The sequence below is a fragment of the Tessaracoccus pujii genome, assembly GCF_055326215.1.
The window spans coordinates 271,720-289,090 of the sequence record NZ_JBUZNP010000001.1 but is presented as its reverse complement, the minus strand read 5'-3'; the positions used below and the strand labels follow the sequence as shown (position 1 = coordinate 289,090).

The following is a 17,371-nucleotide window of genomic DNA, read 5'->3' as shown; positions in this document are numbered from 1 at the left end:
AGAAGTTCATCGCAGGGCCTCCAGGACCGCCGTGAAGATGGGGGCGGCCACCCTGCCGCCGGAGATGTCGTCGCGGGCCACGTCGGCGTCCTCGACGAAGGCGACGACGGCCACCGTCGGGTCCTCCGCATAGCCCACGAACCAGGCGTAGGGCGGGCGGTCCGGGGCAGTCTGGGCGGTGCCGGTCTTGCCGCCCACGACTACGCCGTCGATGCGCGCGGGCCGGCCCGTGCCGTCCTCGACCGTGGCCACCATCATCTGTTGCAACAACTCGGCGGAAGAACTGCTGAGGGGCCGCCCGGCCACCTCGGGGCCGCGCGAGTCCAGGACCGTCAGATCCTGGTTGGTCACGGTGCTCACCATGTAGGGGGCCATCATCACGCCGTCGTTGGCGATCGCCGCGACCACCTGCAGCATCTGCAGCGGGGAGGCGGCCACGTCGTACTGCCCGATGGCCGACAGCGCAGTCTGGGCCGCGTCGATCTCGGCGGGGAAGCGCGAGGTGGCCACCGTGATGTCCGAGGTCTGCTCCTGGTTGAAGCCGAACGCCTCCGCCATGGCGCGCAGCTTGTCGTCGCCCAGGCTGAGGGCCAAGGAGCCGAAGGCGGTGTTGCAGGAGGTCTTCAGCGCCTCCTCCAGCGTCACCGTCGTTCCGCCGCAGTTGGTCGAGTTGCCCATGGAGCGGCTCGAGTTGGGCAGCGGCAGTGACGCGGGGGCGTCGAGTTCGCTGCTGGGCACCATCCCGTCCTCCAGCGCGGCGGCGCCCGTGACGAGCTTGAACGTTGATCCGGGCGGGTACACCTCGCGGGTGGCGCGGTTCTTGAGCGGCTCCGTCGGGGAGTCAAGCAGCTCGGTCCACGCCTCCCGCTCGGCCTCCAGATCCACCGTCGCCAGGCGGTTGGGATCGTAGGTGGGCGTGGAGACCAGCGCGAGGATCTCACCGGTCTCGTAGTTCATGGCGACGGCGGCGCCCCGCTGATCACCCAGCGCACGGACGGCGGCCGCCTGGGCGCGGGGGTTGAGCGTGGTGGACACGTTGGCCCCCTGCGACCGCTTGCCGGCGACGAGGTCCACGAGGCGGCCGAACGACTGCTCGGAGGAGGTGCCCGCCAGGTCCTCGTTGTAGGAGCTCTCGAGGCCGGAGCGGGCGTAGTCGTAGGAGTACCAGCCGGTCACCGAGGACCAGAGTTCGCCGGCGGGGTAGGTACGCACGTACGGGAAGCGGCCGGGGCGCTGCACCGAGACCGCGATGGGCTCGTTGCCCACCAGGATGGCTCCGCGGGGTCGCGAGAACTCGGCGTCGCGGACCCGACGGTTGCGCGAGTCCGCGTTGAGGTCCTCCGACTGGACCACCGAGATGGCGGTGAAGTTGAGCAGCAGCGCGGCCATCATGAGCGCCACGAACACGGTGACCTTGCGGATGGGGCCGTTCATCGGCTGATCACCGTCGTGGCGTCGTCGAGGGCGCCCACCTCGCGGGGCGCGGCGGTCGCGGCCTGGGGCATGCGGCTGCGGTGTGAGATCACCATGAGGATGGCCACGATGATCCAGTTGGCGATCAGGCTGGACCCGCCCTGGGACATGAACGGTGTCGTCAGCCCCGTGAGGGGGAGAAGCCGGGAGACGCCGCCGATGATGGCGAACACCTGCAGGGCGAAGGCGAAGCTGAGGCCCGTGGCGAGCAGCTTGCCGAACCCGTCGGGCGAGGTGACGGCCGTCTTGAAGCCGCGCGCCACCAGCAGCGCGTAGACCAGCACGATGCCCATCACGCCCATCACCCCGATCTCCTCACCGAGGGCCGCCGCGATCATGTCGCTCTTGGCCAGCGGCGTGAGGCCGGGGCGCCCGAGGCCCCAGCCGCGGCCGAACAGCCCGCCCCACGCGTAGCCGAACTGGGCGCTGATGATCTGCAGGTTGCGGTCGTAGTCGCTGAACGGGTCCAGCCAGGCGTTGACCCGCCGCGGGACGTGCCCGGTGAACCGGTAGGCGGCCAGGGCCGCCCCGATGAACGAGATCCCGGCCAGGATCGGCCAGGCCGGCCGCTCCGTCGCCACGTAGATCATCACCGTGAACAGCCCGAAGAACAGCATGGAGGTGCCCAGGTCGTTCTGGTAGACCATCACCACCAGGCACAGCACCCACATGACCGCGATGGGCCCGAGGTCCCGGGCGCGGGGCAGGTCGATGCCCATGAACCGCCGGCCGGCCAGGGCCAGCACCTCGCGCTTCTCGTAGAGGTAGGCGGCGAACGCGACGGCCAGCAGGATCTTCGCCACCTCGGCCGGCTGGAACGACAGCCCGAACACGCGGATCCAGATCTGGGCTCCGCCCGAGGACACGCCGATGACAGGCAGCAGCGGGAGCAGGAGCAGGACGAGCCCGGAGATGAACAGCAGGTACGGGTAGCGCTGGAGCCGGCGGTGGTCCCGCAGCCCGAACGCGACGACGGTGAACAGCGCCAGACCCAACCCAGTCCACAGCAGTTGCGTGGCGGCGTCGTCGTTGACCGGCTCCGGGATCTGGTCGATCCGGGCGATCATGGCCAGCCCGAGCCCGTTGAGCAGGAAGACCGACGGCAGGATGACCGGGTCCGCGTAGGGGAGCCGGAACCGCACGACGAGGTGCGTGGCCAGGCCCATGCCGTACCAGGTCAGGGCGACCGGGACCAGGCCCTGCGGCAGTTCCCCGTACAGGTTCAGACTGGTGATCACCCAGCCAGCGAGACCGAACGACTGCGCGAAGAGCAGCAGGAACAGCTCGACCGTCCGCCGCTTCTTGTAGACGATGACCTCATCGGAGACCGCCGGCTGCACCGTCGCCGTCATCAGCAGGCCTCTGGGTCTGCCTCTTCGCTGGCCGTCGGGGTCGCGGTGACGATCTCCGTGGGCAGCAGGAAGCTCGGGACGGCCGACTGGCTGGACGGCCCGCTCGGGGCGGCGGACAGCGTCGTGGTGGGCAGCCCGGGGATGGTCTGGGCCGGGCTCGGGCTGACGCTCGCGCTGGGCGACGGCGACAGCTGAGGAGTGGGCTGCTGGCGCTCGCGCCGGACCTCGACGCAGCGTTCGGCAAGCCCGCGCAGCTGCTCGGTGGTGCTCTCGGCGGCGGCGATGCCGTCCACCTGGATGGTGGAGTCCACCACCCGTTGGTAGAACGGCGGCAGGTCGGTCACGCGGATGTCGGTGCGCTGGGTCAGCGTGTTGAGGTCCGCGCCCAGCAGCGATCCGGGGAGCCCGTTGTAGATGGCCACGAACCCGTCGTCGGCGGCCACGAAGTAGCGCGTCTGGGAGTAGGCATACACCGCCCAGGTGCCGCCGCCCAGCACCAGGGCGATGGCCAGGATCATGGCGGTGGCGCCGGGCCATCGTCGCCTGGGTTCGTGCGGCGCGTAGCGCGCCACCTCCGAGGCGTCGTGTTCGACGACCACATCCTTGGCCGACTGCGGCCAGCGCGGGTCCCTGTTGCCCGGATCCTTGCGGAGGGCCAGTTCGCCGGTGCGCGGCACGTCCAGCTCCGTCGCGGCGCCGACGAGCACACCGGCGCGGGCGTCCAGGGCGTCGTCGTGCTCCACGACGTCTGCCATGACGATGGTGATGTTGTCGTGACCGCCGTTGGCGTTGGCCCGCTCGGCCAGGGACGCGATGGCGGTCACGGGGTCCTCCCGCCGGATGATCTGCAGCAGGGTGGCGTCGTCGACGAGGCCGCTGAGGCCGTCTGAGCAGAACATGATCCGGTCGCCCAGCCGGGCGTCCAGCAGGTCGAGGTCCGGCTCGAACTCCACCTGCCCGTTGAGCACCTTGAGGATCAGCGAGCGGTGCGGATGCGTGGCGGCCTGCGCCGCGGTGATCTTCCCCTCGTCGAGGAGGGACTGGACCCAGGAGTGGTCGTGCGTGATCTGCGTGAGGGTGCCGTCGCGCAGCAGGTAGCCGCGGGAGTCGCCGATGTGGGCGAGGCCGAACTGCTCCCCGTTGAACATGGCGCCGCAGAAGGTGGTGCCCATGCCGTCCAGCTCGAGGTCCTCCTCGATCAACTCGCTCAGCTTCGTGTTCGCCCTGGCGATCATGCCGGCCACGCGCTCCAGCATTTCCTCGCCGTCGGCGGCGCGATGATCCGAGCGGGCCGCTTCCAGCGCCGCGACGGCGGAGGCGAGGTCTCCGGCGGCCGCACCGCCCATGCCGTCGGTGACCAGGAGCATCGTGGGGGAGGCGTAGCCGGAGTCCTGGTTGTTCTTGCGGACGCGCCCCACCTCGGAGTGGGCGGCGAAGCGCAGCGAGAACGCCATCAGATCTCGAACCGCATGAGGGTCTTGCCGATGCGCACGACATCGCCGACGGTGACCCTGGTGGGCTCGGTGACGAGCTTGCCGTTGACGTAGGTGCCGTTGGTGGACTGCAGGTCCGTGATCACCCAGGTGGTGGCGTCCTTCTGGACCAGCTGGGCGTGCCGGGCCGAGGCGTAGTCGTCGTCCAGCAGCAGCGTGGAATCTGCCGCGCGGCCCAGGTTGATGGTGGGTTCGACGGGCACCGAGGTGCCCTGTTGGGGGCCGGCCGTGATGGCGAAGCGGGTGGGCAGCTTGGATCTGTTCCTGCCGCGACCCCGGTCCGCCGGGATGGCGGTGAGCGAGGACACGGGCACGCGGCGACCGAACATGTCCGTGCGCACCACGTTGGCGACGAAGAGGATGAAGAGCCAGAGCATGGCCAGGAAGACGATCTTGATCGCCGCGACGATGAGGTCTGACACCTACGATCCCGTCGGTGCGTGGATCAGCATCCTGGTGTTGCCGACCTCGATCCTGGCCCCCTCGCCAACCCTGGTCTTGGTGACGCGGCTCCCGTTGACCAGCACACCGTTGGTGGAGCCGAGGTCCTCGACGGTGACCACCGGATGGTCGGGATCGCCCGAGACCGTGATCATGGCGTGGCGCCGGGAGACGCCTGGATCGTTGAGCCGGAGGTCAGCCTCCGCGCCGCGCCCGATCAGCAGGCCGGGGGCCACCAGCGGGTGGCGCACGCCGTTGACCTCCACGACCAGCCGCCCGCCCGCGTCGGGGGAGGATGAGTGCCCCGTGCCGTCGGTGGTGGTGGCGTGGCTGGCCACGGTGAACTGGCCGGTGGGGAGTGCCTCATCGAGCGTGTAGTCGATGGTGACCGGGCCGTTGAACACGTAGTGCCGGTCCGCCGCATGATCCCGGATCCCGGGCATGATCTCGGCGTTGAGCGTCTTGGAGTACGGCACGAGCCTGTCGTAGTCCGCACGCGAGAGCCCGATGGTGAACGCGTTGGGCACAAGGCGCTTGTCGCGGCTGAGGAGCTTGGCCTCGGCGTCGAGTTCGCGCTGGATGCCCGCGACGAGTTCGACGGGGTGGACGAAGCCCTTGAAGGCCCGGGCGAAGACCTTGCCGACGGCGGACTCGATCCGCTTCTCGGCCTTGTCGAAGACTCCCATACGCCTCCTCTCGGTGCTCAGACGGCGCCTCCCCACAGGCAAAGGTACCGGGCCAGCATAACTGCCGCGCCGATGCCGGCGCGAGACAGCCCCGTGACAGGCCCTTGAACCCTAGACGGCGCGTCGATGCGCGTCGTGCGCCCAGGCGAAGGTGCGCACGGCGCCGGCGAACGCGCGCAGGATCACCTGGGAGCCCTCCAGCGCGGACAGGGACTCGTCGGCGAGCTGCGCCTCGACGTCGTGGGCGACCGCCCGGATCTCCGGCGACGTCCGCAGGGTCTCGAGCAGTTCGTCCTGGACCATGTTCCACAGCCAGTCGCGCTGCTGGTCCAGGCGCCGGGCGGCCAGCGACCCCTCGGCCTCCAGGTCCGCGCGGTGCTTCTCCACGGTGTTCCACAGCTCGTCCAGGCCGGTGCCCGTGTACGACGAGCAGGTCAGCACCGGCGCGCGTCGCTTCTTGGTGTCGCTGGTGATCAGTTTCATGGCGATGCTGAGCTCCCGGGCCGCGACCCTGGCGGCCTGCTCGTTGTCGCCGTCGGCCTTCGTGATGGCGATCACGTCCGCCAGCTCCAGGATGCCGCGCTTGATGCCCTGCAGCTGATCGCCGGTGCGGGCCACCTGCAGCATGAGGAAGGTGTCCACCATCCCCGCGACGGCCACCTCGGACTGGCCCACGCCCACGGTCTCCACGAGGATGACGTTGTAGCCGGCGGCCTCCAGTACCAGCATCGATTCGCGGGTGGCGCGCGCCACTCCGCCGAGGTGCCCGCCCGACGGCGAGGGCCGGATGAAGGCGTCCTCACGGGCGGCCAGCTCCGCCATGCGGGTGCGGTCGCCGAGGATGGAGCCGCCGGTGCGCGACGACGACGGGTCCACGGCGAGCACGGCCACCTTGTGGTGCCGCTCGTCGATCAGCTTGACGCCCATGGCGTCGACGAAGGTGGACTTGCCTGCCCCGGGGACGCCGGAGATGCCCACCCTGAACGCGTTGCCGGTCAGTGGCGCGATCCGTTGCAGCAGCCGGTGCGCCTGGTCCCGGTGCGCGGGGTGGGTGGACTCCACGAGCGTGATCGCGCGGGCGATGTGCCCACGCGACCCCGCCACGATCCGGTCCGCCAGCTCCTCGGGTGTCACCTTCCGCATGGCTCAAGACCCTACCGTCGCCGGTAGCGGTGGGGCCGTCAGCCCTGGTTGGCGTTTCCCTCCAGTTCCAGGATCTCCTCCGCTGCCACCGCGACGGCGAGGTGGAGCGGCTGGTCGCCGGCGAGTTCGGGCTCGAGGAAGGCCACGACGCGAGCCGCGTCGGCCACCAGATCCTCACCCACGAGACCGGTCAGGCGCTCCCCGGCGGCGTCGCGCACCGGCGCCCCGTGCCCACGGAGGTGCAGTAGCCAGGCGGCCACTGCGCGCACGGCCGCCGCAGGCATCTCGCCGCGGGCCCGGAAGGCGGCCACGGTGGGCACGATGCGCACCGGGAGCTTGAGGGAGCCGTCGCTGGCGATCTGCGCGAGCAGGTGCCGGATGTTGGGGTTCTCGTAGCGCTCCAGCAGCGCCTGGGCGTACGCCTCCCACGGGACGCTCAGACCCTGGCCGGCCTCGGCCCACCACTGCTCGACCCACGCGCGCAGCGTCGGGTGCGCGATGGCCTCCGAGACGGTCTCCACGCCGAGGATGGGCCCGGCGTAGGCCAGCAGCGAGTGCGACCCGTTGAGCATCCACAACTTGCGCTGCTCGTACGGTTCCACGTGCTCGACGATCTGGGCTCCAGCGGACTCCCAGTCCGGCCGGCCGGCCGGGAACTGCCCGCTGATCACCCACTCGCTGAACGGCTCCGTGGGCACGGGCGACGCGTCGACGTAGCCCTGCGTCGCGGAGACGGCCGCCAGTTCCTCTGGGGTGGTGGCCGGGGTGATGCGGTCCACCATCGAGGTGGCCCACGCCACGTTGTCGGTCATCCATCCCACCAGCGTGGGGTCGACCAGGGCTGCGGCCTCCGTGACGACGGTGGCGAAGGCCGTGCCGTTGTCCGGGATGTTGTCGCAGGGGAGGATCGTCATCGCGCCGGAGCCGGCGGCCCGGCGGGCGAGCAGCCCGGCCAGGATGCGCGCCGGCACGGTCGACACCGTGGCCTGGGCGATCCGGTCCGGGCTCACGTCGCCGCCGGCCACCAGGTCCCGCAGGGTCGCGAGGTCGGCCGCGACCGCCGGGTCGTCGGCGTCGAGGTGCCCGTCGGCGATCCGGTGGTAGCCCGCCTCCGTGACTGTCGAGGTGACGACGGCGAGGTCCGGCGACGCGAAGTAGCCGATCAGCGCCGCGAAGTCCGAGGCCGGGTGCACGCGGGAGATCGACGAGATCACCTCGAAGGTATCGCCGTGGGCGCCCTTGGTGATGAGGGTGTAGAGACCGTCCTGGGGGGTCAGCAGGTCGGACATGACGGGGCGACGGCCGGTGAACGCCGCGATGCCCCACTGGTCGGCGTCCGAGGCGTGCTCGGTGTACCAGGCCTGATGGGCGCGGGTGAAGTTGCCGAGGCCCAGGTGGACCATGCGGACGGGGGCGGCGGGGCGGCCGAAGCCGGCGCGGGTGAGGGGCGTGGTGGTGGTCACAGCTTGAACACTTTCCTGGGCTGGGTGGATACGAGGTCGATGGCCGTCTCGACGGCCTCGTCCATGGCGAGCCGGTGCTCGGCGACGAGGGTGGCGAGGAAGGCGGAGTCGACGCGGCGGGCCACGTCGTGGCGTGCTGGGATGGAGCAGTAGGCGCGGGTGTCGTCGATGAAGCCCGACGTCTTGGTGAAGCCGGCGTAGCCGGTGACGCTGCGCCGGTAGCGCATGATGGCGTCGGCCTCGTCGATGAACCACCATGGCGCCCCGACGTACATTCCGCGGTACCACCCGGCCAGCGGCGCGAGCTCGCGGGAGTAGACCGTCTCGTCCATGGTGAAGACCACCAGGTGGAAGCCGTCGGCGTTTCCGTAGGCGTCCAGCATCGGCTGCAGGGCGCGGGTGAACTCGAGGCCGTAGGGCACGTCGCCGCCCACGTCGGCGCCGAAGCGGGCCTGCGTGGCGGTGTCGTGGTTGCGGTGCACCCCGGGGTGCAGGGTCATCACCAGGCCGTCGTCGCACGCGAGGCGCGCCTGGTCATTGATCATGTGGCGACGCAGCGCGTCCGCGTCGGCGGGGGCGATGGTGCCGGACAGGGCCTGCTGGAACAGGGTCTCGGCGCGCGCGTCGGTGAGTCGCGCGGTGCCGGCATCAGCGTGGGAGTGGTCGGTGGACACGGCGCCGTTGTCCTTGAAGAACTGGCGGCGCACGCGCATCGCCTCGACGTGCGAGGCGTAGTCGGCGATGTCGACGTCCGTCACCCGGGCGAGGTCGGCCGTCAGGGCTCGCCAGCCGGGCCGGGCGGACTCGAGGTAGGCGTCGGGCCGGAAGGTGGGCACCACCCGGCCGGTCCAGGTGGGATCGGCCGCGAGCTTCGCGTGGGCGGACAGGTCCGAACACGGGTCGTCGGTGGTGGCCATCGCCTCGATGTTGAAGCGCTGGTAGAGGGCGCGCGGGCGGAACTCGTCGCGGGTCAGGCTGTCGGCGATCTGGTCGTAGATCTGATCGGCCGTCTCCGCCGACGGCCGCACGGTGACGCCGAACACGTCGTGGAACTCGGACTCGAACCAGAACTGCACGGGGGTGCCGCGCAGGACGGTCCAGTTCTCGCACAGCTTGCGGAAGGCAGCCCGGGCCTGCGACTCGGAGAGGGGTGTGCCGACGGGGACGCCCAGGTCGGCCAGGTCCACGCCGGCTGCGCTGTGCAGCATCCGGTTGGTGTAGTGGTCCGGGGTGAGCAGGAGAGTGGTCGGGTCGCTGAAGGGCTCGTCGTCGGCCAGCCACTCCGCCGGCACGTGGCCGTGGGGGGAGATGATGGGCAGGTCGGCCACCTGCGCGTACAGCTCGCGTGCGATCGCCCGGGTTCCCGGATCAGCCGGCAGGAGCCGGTCCGGGTGGGGGTTGAGTGCGGTGGGGGACATCGGTGTCTCACTTGTCTTTTGGAGTCGGGTGGATGGCGGTGAGGGTCTTGGAAGGAGGCGGCCCGACGCTTTCGCGCACCAGCAGCTCCATGGGGGTCACGATGGTTTCGGCGCTCGGAGTGCTCCGATGGCGGAGTTGGGTGATGAGTGCCCGCGCGGCGCGGGCGCCGATCAGGCTCGTCGAGGGGGAGACTGTGGTGAGGGTGGGTGTGGTGAGCACCGATGAGATGGAGTTGTCCACGCCGATCACCGACACGTCGTCGGGCACGCGGTAGCCGGCGCCCTGCACCTGCTTCATGAATCCGATGGCCATGATGTCGTTGAAGGCGATCACCCCGGTGGTGGGATGCTCCTGCCAGGTGCGGCCCGCGGCGAATCCGCCGTGGATCGACGGTGCGTTGGGGCCGATGCGCCGCAGGTGCAGGCTCAGCTCGTGGCACGCCTCGGACACCGCGCGCCATCGGGCGCCGTCGGCCCAGGACGCAGCCGGTCCCGAGAGGTAGGTGAGGTGGCGGTGGCCGAGCGTTGCGAGATGCTCGACGGCGCGTCGCATCCCGCGGGCGGTGTCGGGAATGATCGACGGCAGCCCGGCGATGGTGCGATTGACGGCCACGACCGGGGTGACCTTGACGATCTGCGTGATCGCCGAGTCGCTCAGCCGCGACGAGGTGAGGGCCACGCCGTCGACCAGGTGCAGGACGCTGTGGATCAGCCGGTTCTCCGTCTGGCCGTCCTCCTGCGAGTCGATGAGGAGGACGGTGTGCCCGTGGGCCGCGGCTTCCTGCTGGAAGCCCTTCATGATGTGGGCATAGACGGGATTGGTCACGTCGGCGACGACGAAGGCGAGCAGTTTCGTGCTCCGGGTGAGCCCGTCGGGACGTGCGATCGGGTCGACGCGGTACCCGAGCCGGGCCGCGGCCTCATGGATGCGCAGACCCGTCTCCGAGTTGACGCGGCCGGGACGGGCGAAGGCGCGCGAGACGGTCGACGGTGCCACGCCGGCCTCCTTGGCCACGTCGTAGATCGTGACGCGCTTGCGGCGCTTGGGGGTGCCTTGTTCAGTCATCGGTCGCCTCCTCGCCGGGCCACGGCGCCCCTGGGAAGAGACCGGCCCGCCAGGCCGCGCCCTGGGCGAGGGTGAGGGCGACGCGCTGCGCGCATCCCAGCTGTCGGGCCAGTTCCTCGACGTCGACGAACTCGGCGGTGGCCTGGCGGATGGGCGAATCCGCGCCGTCGCCGGCGACCTTGATCCGCACCTCGACGCCGTCCACCTCGACCGTCCGCCAGGTGCGGCTCAGGGTCCGGCGGCGCCACGGGGGCGAGACCCGCACCCCGATGGTCGAGGTGTGGGTGATGAGCGCATCCACCACGGCGTCGACGGCCGCCGGCGGCACCAGGGCCGCGACGGTGTGGGCGGGTCGGCCGCGCTTCATCGTGATCGGCGTGAGCCAGGCGTCGACGGAGCCGGCGTCGAGCAGGCGGTCGAGCACCGCTGGCCAGACCCGCGGGTCCAGGTCGTCGATGTTGGCGCTGACCTCGCACACCTCGTGGGGAGTGGAGTCGCGGGCCCCCTGGGGGCCGGCCTGGGCGGTTGTGGTGCCGACGACGACGCGCAGGACGCCCGGACGGTCGGCTCGGGCACGGCTGCCGGTGCCCACACCCACGCTCTGGACGGACATCGTCGGCAGCTGGCCGACACCGTCGCAGAGGGTACGGATGAGGGTCATGCCGGTGGGGGTGCAGAGCTCGCCCACGTCGACCGGTCCGCCCGCCTCCACCTCCCAGCCCACGGCGAGCTCGATCACCGCTGGTGGCGGGACGGTGAGCAGCCCGTGCTGCGTGTGGACGGTGCCGGCTCCGACCGCCACGACGGAACTGGTGGCGTGCTCGACGCCCAGGGTGCGGAACGCCTCACACACGCCGACGATGTCCCCGATCGAGTCCAGCGCGCCCACCTCGTGGAAGTGGACGGCTTCGGGATCGGTGCCGTGGACGGCGGCCTCGGCCCGCGCGAGCGAGCGGAACGCCGAGGTGGCGAGCCGGAGCGTCGTGGCGGGCATGCCCGGCACGTCCAGCATGGCCTCGATGTCGCGGAGATGTCGTGCGGGAGGGTTGGTCTCGTCAGCGATCACATCGACCTTGTGAGCGGCGAACGGGCCGCGGTGCAGGCGTCGCGACCGAAGATGCAGCGCGCCCGGGGCCACCAGATTCAGGACGGCGGCCACCGACCCGGCGTCGGCGCCGGCGTCGAGGAGCGCGGCCAGCAGCATGTCGCCCGACGCGCCCTGGCTCGCGTCGATCCAGAGGGTCCTGGGGGCGGTGACGTCGTCACGCCAGATACCCGCGGGCTCGATGCGGAGGCCCGCCTCAACCAGCTGGCCGTCGGCGGTGGTCAGGCGCTCGTGCTGGTGATGGCCGCCGGTGATGATGTCATGCATGGCGGTCCTTCCGGGGGGCGGAGATCTGGGCGGCGAGGTGGCCGGCCCCGTAGCCGTTGTCGATGTTGACCACCCCGACGCCGGGGGCGCAGGTGTTGAGCATGGTGAGGAGCGCCGCGACACCGTTGAAGCTGGCGCCGTATCCCACGGAGGTCGGGACGGCGACGACGGGGCAGGACACCAGCCCGGCGACGACCGGCACGAGCGCCCCGTCCATCCCGGCCACCACGACGATGACGTCCGCGTCACGAAGGTCGTCGAGGCGGTCGAGGATGCGGGTGAGGCCGGCGACGCCGACGTCGACGATCTCCAGCACCTCGCGGCCGAGGTGTCGGGCCGTCAGCGCGGCCTCCCGGGCGACGGGGAGATCCGAGGTGCCCGCGCAGGCGACCACGACCCGGCCCCCCGACGGTGTGGGCGGATCGGCGGGCCACGCCAGCAGCGCGGCCGTGGCGTCGTAGAGGGCGTCGGGAAGCTCGGCCCTGATGGCGTCGGCCTGGTCCCGGGTGGCGCGGGTGAAGAGGACGGCGCCGATCGGTTCCTCGCCGGCGGCGGCGCGCTCGCGCCACATCCGGGCGATGACACCGCACTGGTGCGCGGTCTTACCGAGGCAGAAGACCGCCTCTGCGTAGCCGCGGCGGGCGAAACGGCCGAAGTCCAGGGTGGCGATGTCGCTCACAGCGCCTCCGGCCTGGCAGTCAGCAGCTGGAGGGTGAAGGCGCCGGACTGGATGCCGGCGAGATCGAGGGTGGCGTGCCGGAATCCGGCGGCCCGCACGGCTGCCAGGAGCGCGCTGCGGCGGTGGTCGTCGGCCAGGAGAGCGAACTCCGGTGTCGGCACCTCGATCCGCGCCGTGTCGCCGTGGTGGCGGACGCGGCAGTCTGTGAACCCCGCAGCGAGCACCGCGTCTTCTGCCGCGTCGATGGCGGCGAGCTTCTCCGCCGTGACCTCCTGGCCGTGCGGTATCCGGCTGGCGAGGCAGGGCGAGGCGGGCTTCGCGGCCGCCTGGAGGCCCAGGTGCGCGGCGATGGCGCGGACGTCGGCCTTGGTGGCGCCCGCCGTGGACAGGGGGTGCCGGACGTGATGTTCCCGGGCCGCCCGGCTGCCGGGGCGGTCGGGCCGCCCGGCGTCGTCGGCGTTCTCGCCGTAGGCCACGACGTCGAGGCCGAGTTCGGCCACCACTCGGGCGTCCAGACGGGTGAACAACTCGTCCTTGCAGAAGTAGCAGCGGTCCACCGGGTTGGCGCTGTAGGACGGGTTCTCGAGCTCGTGGGTGGCCACCTCGATCACCTGCAGGCCCAGTTGATCGGCCTGGTGGTGGGCGAGGCGCCGCTCGCGGCGGGCCAGCGACGGCGAGACGCCGAGCAGCAGCACTGTGTTGGCCTCCCCGACGGCTCGGGCGGTGAGCGCCGCCAGGACCGCCGAATCGACGCCTCCGGAGTATGCGACGCCGACCCGCGGGCACTCACCCGAGTGCAGCAGGAGGTCGGCCGCGACGAGCGTCGCGATCAGTTCCAGGTCTGCCGGCAGCTCGCCGTGCAGATCCACCCGCATCTGCTCCGCCAGCCACGCTGCGCGATGGGAGGACATGGCCGTCAGCGCCCCTGCTCGTCGCGCAGGCGCAGCCAGCGCTCACGCACGGAATAGGCGGCAGCCTTGGGCAGTCGGTCGCGGGTGAACATGCCCTTCTTGTTGCCGCCCACGCGCATGATGCCCGGAGTGGTCTGGAAGTCCGCGAAGTTCCACATCTGCTCGCCCGCCACCTCGCGGTAGTCGTCGAACACGCGGTGGTACATGCCAAGCAGGTCCGTCTGGAACTCCTCGGACCAGGGGCGATGGTGGAAGTCGCGCAGCCCGCTCAGCGTGTCGGGTCCGTACTCGGTGAAGATGATGGGCTTGCCAGGGGCCAGCTCGATCCAGGCATCGATCTCGGCGCGCAGGTGCGCCTCGGCCAGGGGCACGTCGCCGTTGTCCCAGTACCAGCCGTAGTAGCGGTTGAGCATGACGACGTCGTAGAGGTCGGCCACCTTCTCCTTGTCCGGGGTGGAGAGCTGCACGTTGACGTAGCCCACCGGGCGGGTGGGGTCGGCCTCGCGGGCGGCGGCGACGAGTGGCTCGAAGTAGGTGCGGCCTGCGTCGGTGAAGGTCTCCGGCTCGTTGGCGATCGACCACAGCACGACGCTGGGGTGGTTCTTGTCGCGGGCGATCAGCTCGCGGATGTGGTCCGCGTGGACCCGCTGGGTCTCGTCGTTGACGGTGTTCGGGCTGAAGGTGGAGCGAGGGGTGTCGTCGCCGAAGATGCCGCCGGTGATGCCCGCGTTGAGGCCCACGGCGGCGGTCTCGTCGATGACGACGAATCCCTGGCGGTCCGCGTAGTCCATGACCTCTTCCGCGTAGGGGTAGTGCGAGGTGCGGAACGAGTTGGCGCCCTGCCATGTCATGAGCTCGAAGTCGTGGACCATGAGCACGTTGTCGTGGCCCTTGCCGCGGGACAGGTTGTCCTCGTGGCGGCCGTAGCCGCGGAAGTAGAAGGGCTTGCCGTTGATGAGGAACTGCGAGTCCTTGACCTCGACGGTGCGGATGCCGAACGGCTGGGGGTACACGTCCTGGTCGGCACGGACCTCGAGGGTGTAGAGGTAGCCGCGCCCGGGCTCCCACAGGTTGGCGTCGGCGACGGCGAGCTGACCGGTGGCGCCCTCGGCGCTGGCCACCTCGGTGCCGGTTGCGTCCAGCACGCGCACGGAGACGGTGCTCGCTCCGTCTGCCGTCACGTCGTACTTCACGATGCCGTCGGCGCCGTCGATGTCGGTGACGATCGTGACGTCCGTGACAGCGACGGCGGGCCGCGTGTAGAGCAGCACGGAGCGGTGCAGGCCCGCGTAGTTGTAGAAGTCGTGGAAGTAGTACTGCTTCTCGCGGCCCAGCGCGTCGGTCTTGACGAAGCCTGGGGGGATGGATTGCCAGGTGAGGCGGTTGTCGACGGCGACCGTGAGCCGGAACGAGTCGCCGGGCGCGACCAGGTCCGTCACGTCCGCTTCGAAGGGGAGGTAGCCGCCGACGTGGCTGACGACCTCGGCGTCGTCGACCCAGGCGGTGGCCTCGTGTGTCGCGGCGCCGAACCGGAGGAGGAGACGCTCGCCGTCGGCGACGCGGGGGACGGTGACGCTTCGCTGGTACCAGACGACGCCTACATGGTCGTGGAGCGCGGTGTCGGTGGTCACGTCGTTGTAGGAGGCAGGCACGGGCATGGGCCGCGGGTCGGCCAACGCGCCGGCGAACCACCGCTGGTTCCGGCCCTCGTTGGCAGTGTCTGCCTGGAAGTCCCACACGCCGTCGAGCGTGGTGATGGACCGGGTCGGTGAGGTGCGGGCTCCCAGCATGCTTGCTCCTTTGCGAGGCGGTGCGTCAGTGCGGCTGTGCCAGTTATTGCATCATGTTGCCTGGTTTGCGGATCCTGAATTGCCATAAGTTGCCGTGGGTCCTTGACACTCATGGCGCCGGAGCGCGGAGGGCGCCGTGCAGCATGGCAAGAAGCGGCAACTTTGATGCCTCCGAGGTCGCCGGTGGCACATTTGTTCCACTAGCTCAGGCGAATCGGCAACACATCGAGGGCCTGACTGAACAAGCAAGGCGGCGTCGAAGCCGCCCAGTCAAAGGAGACGTAATGTCAACACACCTCGAGACCCCCACCCGGGCGGTCAAGGCCATTCGTCCGTTCGGTTGGCGCGACAAGATCGGCTACATGTTCGGTGACTTCGGAAACGACTTCACCTTCATGATGTCCGCCTTCTTCCTCGGCGCCTTCTTCATCAAGGGCATGGGCATCGACCCGATCGCCGTCGGCCTGGTCTTCCTGGTCGCCCGTTTCGTCGACGCCTTCACCGACGTCGGCATGGGCATCATCGTCGACCGCTCGAAGCCCACCGCGGCCGGCCGATTCCGCCCCTGGCTCCTCCGTGGCGCCATCCCGGTGTCGCTGGCCATGGTCGCCATCTTCGCCATGTACTGGTTCCTCCCCGTCGGCGAGGCGCAGATGGGCGCCAAGATCGCGTGGATGTGGGTCACCTACTTCCTCTGGGGCTCGGTCTTCTACACCATGATCAACATCCCCTACGGCTCGATGGCGTCGGCCATCTCGCCGGAGGCCGACGACCGCGCGCAGCTCTCCGTGTTCCGTTCGATGGGCGCCTCGCTCGCCGGCATCGTCATCTCCCTGACCGTCCCGCTCATCGCGTTCCAGGGCAAGGAGATCCTCACGGGCCGGTTCCCGATCATCGCCGTCGTGTTCGGCGTCCTCGCGGTCGTCTGCTACGCCCTCTGCTACGTCAACGTCCAGGAGCGCGTCGTCGTCGAGGCGAAGCCCAAGGGTGAGGGCGGCGGCGCCGGCGCCATCGTCAAGGGCCTGTTCACCAACCGCGCCCTCGGCGGGCTGATCCTCGCGGCCATCATGCTGCTGTTCGCCTCGCTGTTCGCCGGCTCGGTGAGCTCCTTCCTGTGGCTCGAGTACTTCGAGCGCGGCGAGCTTGCCTCGATCGGCCAGATCCTGTCGTTCGCCCCGGCCCTCGCGCTGGCCGCCTTCGCCCCGGCGCTGGCCCGTCGGTTCGGCAAGAAGGAGATCGGCGTCATCGGAGTGCTGCTCTGCGGCGTGCTCCACATCTCCCTGTACTTCGTGGACCTCCGCACCTCGCCCTTCGCCTTCCTGCTCATCTTCGGGTTCGCGGTGATCGGCCTGGGCCTGTTCAACGTCCTCGTCTGGGCGTTCATCACCGACGTGATCGACCAGCAGGAGGTCAAGACCGGTTCCCGTAACGACGGCGTCGTCTACGCCGTGTACTCGTGGTCCCGCAAGTTCGGTCAGGCCCTCGCCGGTGGCCTCGGATCCATGGCGCTCGGCTGGATCGGCTACCAGACGGCCACGACGGCCGGCGAGTCCGTCACCCAGAGCCCCGAGACCATCCAGGGCATCTGGATGCTGTCGACACTGCTGCCGGGCTTCATGTACCTGGCCTGCGGTCTCGCCCTCTGGCTCGTCTACCCGCTGGGCAAGGAGGCTGTCGCCTCCAACATCGCCGAGCTCAAGCGTCGTCGCGCCGAGGCGGAGGCTGCCGCCACCGTCTGAGCCGGACACGACCCCTCGGGGCTCATCCAGGAAACGAACGGCCCCCGCTCCGGCGGGGGCCGTTCTGTCGTCCACCCCGTCGGGGGCCGTTCTGTCGTCCACCCCGTCGGGGGCGATGCCCCGTCCGCCCCGCCGGGGGCGATGCGCCTCTCGATGGTGCGGGGAGCCGTGAGCCGAGTCCCGGGCGGCCGCTCTGTCCGGGTCCCTGACCGGTGTCGACCCTCGCGTCGCGCGGGTGGGTGAGGCCGCCCGGGACTCGGCTCACCGCTCCCCGCACTGGTCACCGGTGACGTGGCCAGGTCCGGGCGGGTGTCGGCGGGGCGGCCCTGGCTCGGGTATGTGCAG

At 70.4% G+C, this 17,371-nt stretch carries 14 protein-coding genes; 1 reads left to right on the top strand and 13 read right to left on the bottom strand.

The annotated features are described in order from the left end of the window. Positions 1 to 6: 6 nt before the first annotated feature. From ACZK5N_RS01245 to uidA, 13 genes are all read right to left on the bottom strand, one after another. Positions 7 to 1,434 (bottom strand): peptidoglycan D,D-transpeptidase FtsI family protein, encoded by a 1,428-nt coding sequence (locus ACZK5N_RS01245; protein ID WP_463624565.1) that lies wholly within the window; start codon positions 1,432 to 1,434, stop codon positions 7 to 9. Then, complete coding sequence (locus ACZK5N_RS01240) at positions 1,431 to 2,825, bottom strand: FtsW/RodA/SpoVE family cell cycle protein (protein ID WP_459018034.1); 1,395 nt, start codon at positions 2,823 to 2,825, stop codon at positions 1,431 to 1,433. The genes ACZK5N_RS01245 and ACZK5N_RS01240 overlap by 4 nt, the downstream gene beginning before the upstream one ends. Further along, positions 2,825 to 4,279 carry a PP2C family protein-serine/threonine phosphatase gene (locus ACZK5N_RS01235; protein WP_463624564.1) on the bottom strand — a complete coding sequence of 485 codons (1,455 nt, stop codon included), beginning with the start codon at positions 4,277 to 4,279 and terminating at the stop codon, positions 2,825 to 2,827. Before ACZK5N_RS01235 ends, ACZK5N_RS01240 begins: the two co-directional genes overlap by 1 nt. After that, a complete protein-coding gene (locus ACZK5N_RS01230) occupies positions 4,279 to 4,740 on the bottom strand; it encodes an FHA domain-containing protein FhaB/FipA (RefSeq protein ID WP_459018030.1) in 462 nt (153 codons plus the stop codon). The genes ACZK5N_RS01235 and ACZK5N_RS01230 overlap by 1 nt, the downstream gene beginning before the upstream one ends. Continuing rightward, on the bottom strand, positions 4,741 to 5,445 hold the full coding sequence (locus tag ACZK5N_RS01225; protein ID WP_459018028.1) for an FHA domain-containing protein: 705 nt from the start codon (positions 5,443 to 5,445) through the stop codon (positions 4,741 to 4,743). A gap of 111 nt (positions 5,446 to 5,556) precedes the next feature. Then, positions 5,557 to 6,588 (bottom strand): methylmalonyl Co-A mutase-associated GTPase MeaB, encoded by a 1,032-nt coding sequence (meaB, locus tag ACZK5N_RS01220; protein ID WP_463624563.1) that lies wholly within the window; start codon positions 6,586 to 6,588, stop codon positions 5,557 to 5,559. A gap of 38 nt (positions 6,589 to 6,626) precedes the next feature. Further along, on the bottom strand, positions 6,627 to 8,051 hold the full coding sequence (locus ACZK5N_RS01215) for a mannitol dehydrogenase family protein (protein ID WP_463624562.1): 1,425 nt from the start codon (positions 8,049 to 8,051) through the stop codon (positions 6,627 to 6,629). Continuing rightward, the gene (uxaC, locus tag ACZK5N_RS01210; protein ID WP_459018022.1) at positions 8,048 to 9,469 is read right to left on the bottom strand and encodes a glucuronate isomerase; all 1,422 of its coding nucleotides are present in this window, start codon (positions 9,467 to 9,469) and stop codon (positions 8,048 to 8,050) included. Before uxaC ends, ACZK5N_RS01215 begins: the two co-directional genes overlap by 4 nt. Positions 9,470 to 9,476: 7 nt before the next feature. Beyond that, positions 9,477 to 10,535, bottom strand: coding sequence for a LacI family DNA-binding transcriptional regulator (locus ACZK5N_RS01205; protein WP_459018020.1), 1,059 nt, complete (start codon positions 10,533 to 10,535; stop codon positions 9,477 to 9,479). Continuing rightward, positions 10,528 to 11,907: a nickel pincer cofactor biosynthesis protein LarC gene (gene larC, locus ACZK5N_RS01200; protein WP_459018018.1), complete on the bottom strand. Its 1,380-nt coding sequence runs from the start codon at positions 11,905 to 11,907 to the stop codon at positions 10,528 to 10,530. The genes ACZK5N_RS01205 and larC overlap by 8 nt, the downstream gene beginning before the upstream one ends. After that, positions 11,900 to 12,586 carry a nickel pincer cofactor biosynthesis protein LarB gene (gene larB, locus ACZK5N_RS01195; protein WP_459018016.1) on the bottom strand — a complete coding sequence of 229 codons (687 nt, stop codon included), beginning with the start codon at positions 12,584 to 12,586 and terminating at the stop codon, positions 11,900 to 11,902. The genes larC and larB overlap by 8 nt, the downstream gene beginning before the upstream one ends. Next, the gene (larE, locus tag ACZK5N_RS01190) at positions 12,583 to 13,497 is read right to left on the bottom strand and encodes an ATP-dependent sacrificial sulfur transferase LarE (protein ID WP_459018014.1); all 915 of its coding nucleotides are present in this window, start codon (positions 13,495 to 13,497) and stop codon (positions 12,583 to 12,585) included. The genes larB and larE overlap by 4 nt, the downstream gene beginning before the upstream one ends. 5 nt (positions 13,498 to 13,502) lie before the next feature. Next, a complete protein-coding gene (gene uidA / locus ACZK5N_RS01185) occupies positions 13,503 to 15,287 on the bottom strand; it encodes a beta-glucuronidase (protein WP_459018012.1) in 1,785 nt (594 codons plus the stop codon). A 284-nt stretch (positions 15,288 to 15,571) separates the two neighbouring features. Here uidA and ACZK5N_RS01180 point away from each other — a divergent pair, with 284 nt between their 5' ends. After that, positions 15,572 to 17,026: an MFS transporter gene (locus tag ACZK5N_RS01180; protein WP_459018011.1), complete on the top strand. Its 1,455-nt coding sequence runs from the start codon at positions 15,572 to 15,574 to the stop codon at positions 17,024 to 17,026. Positions 17,027 to 17,371 lie beyond the last annotated feature (345 nt).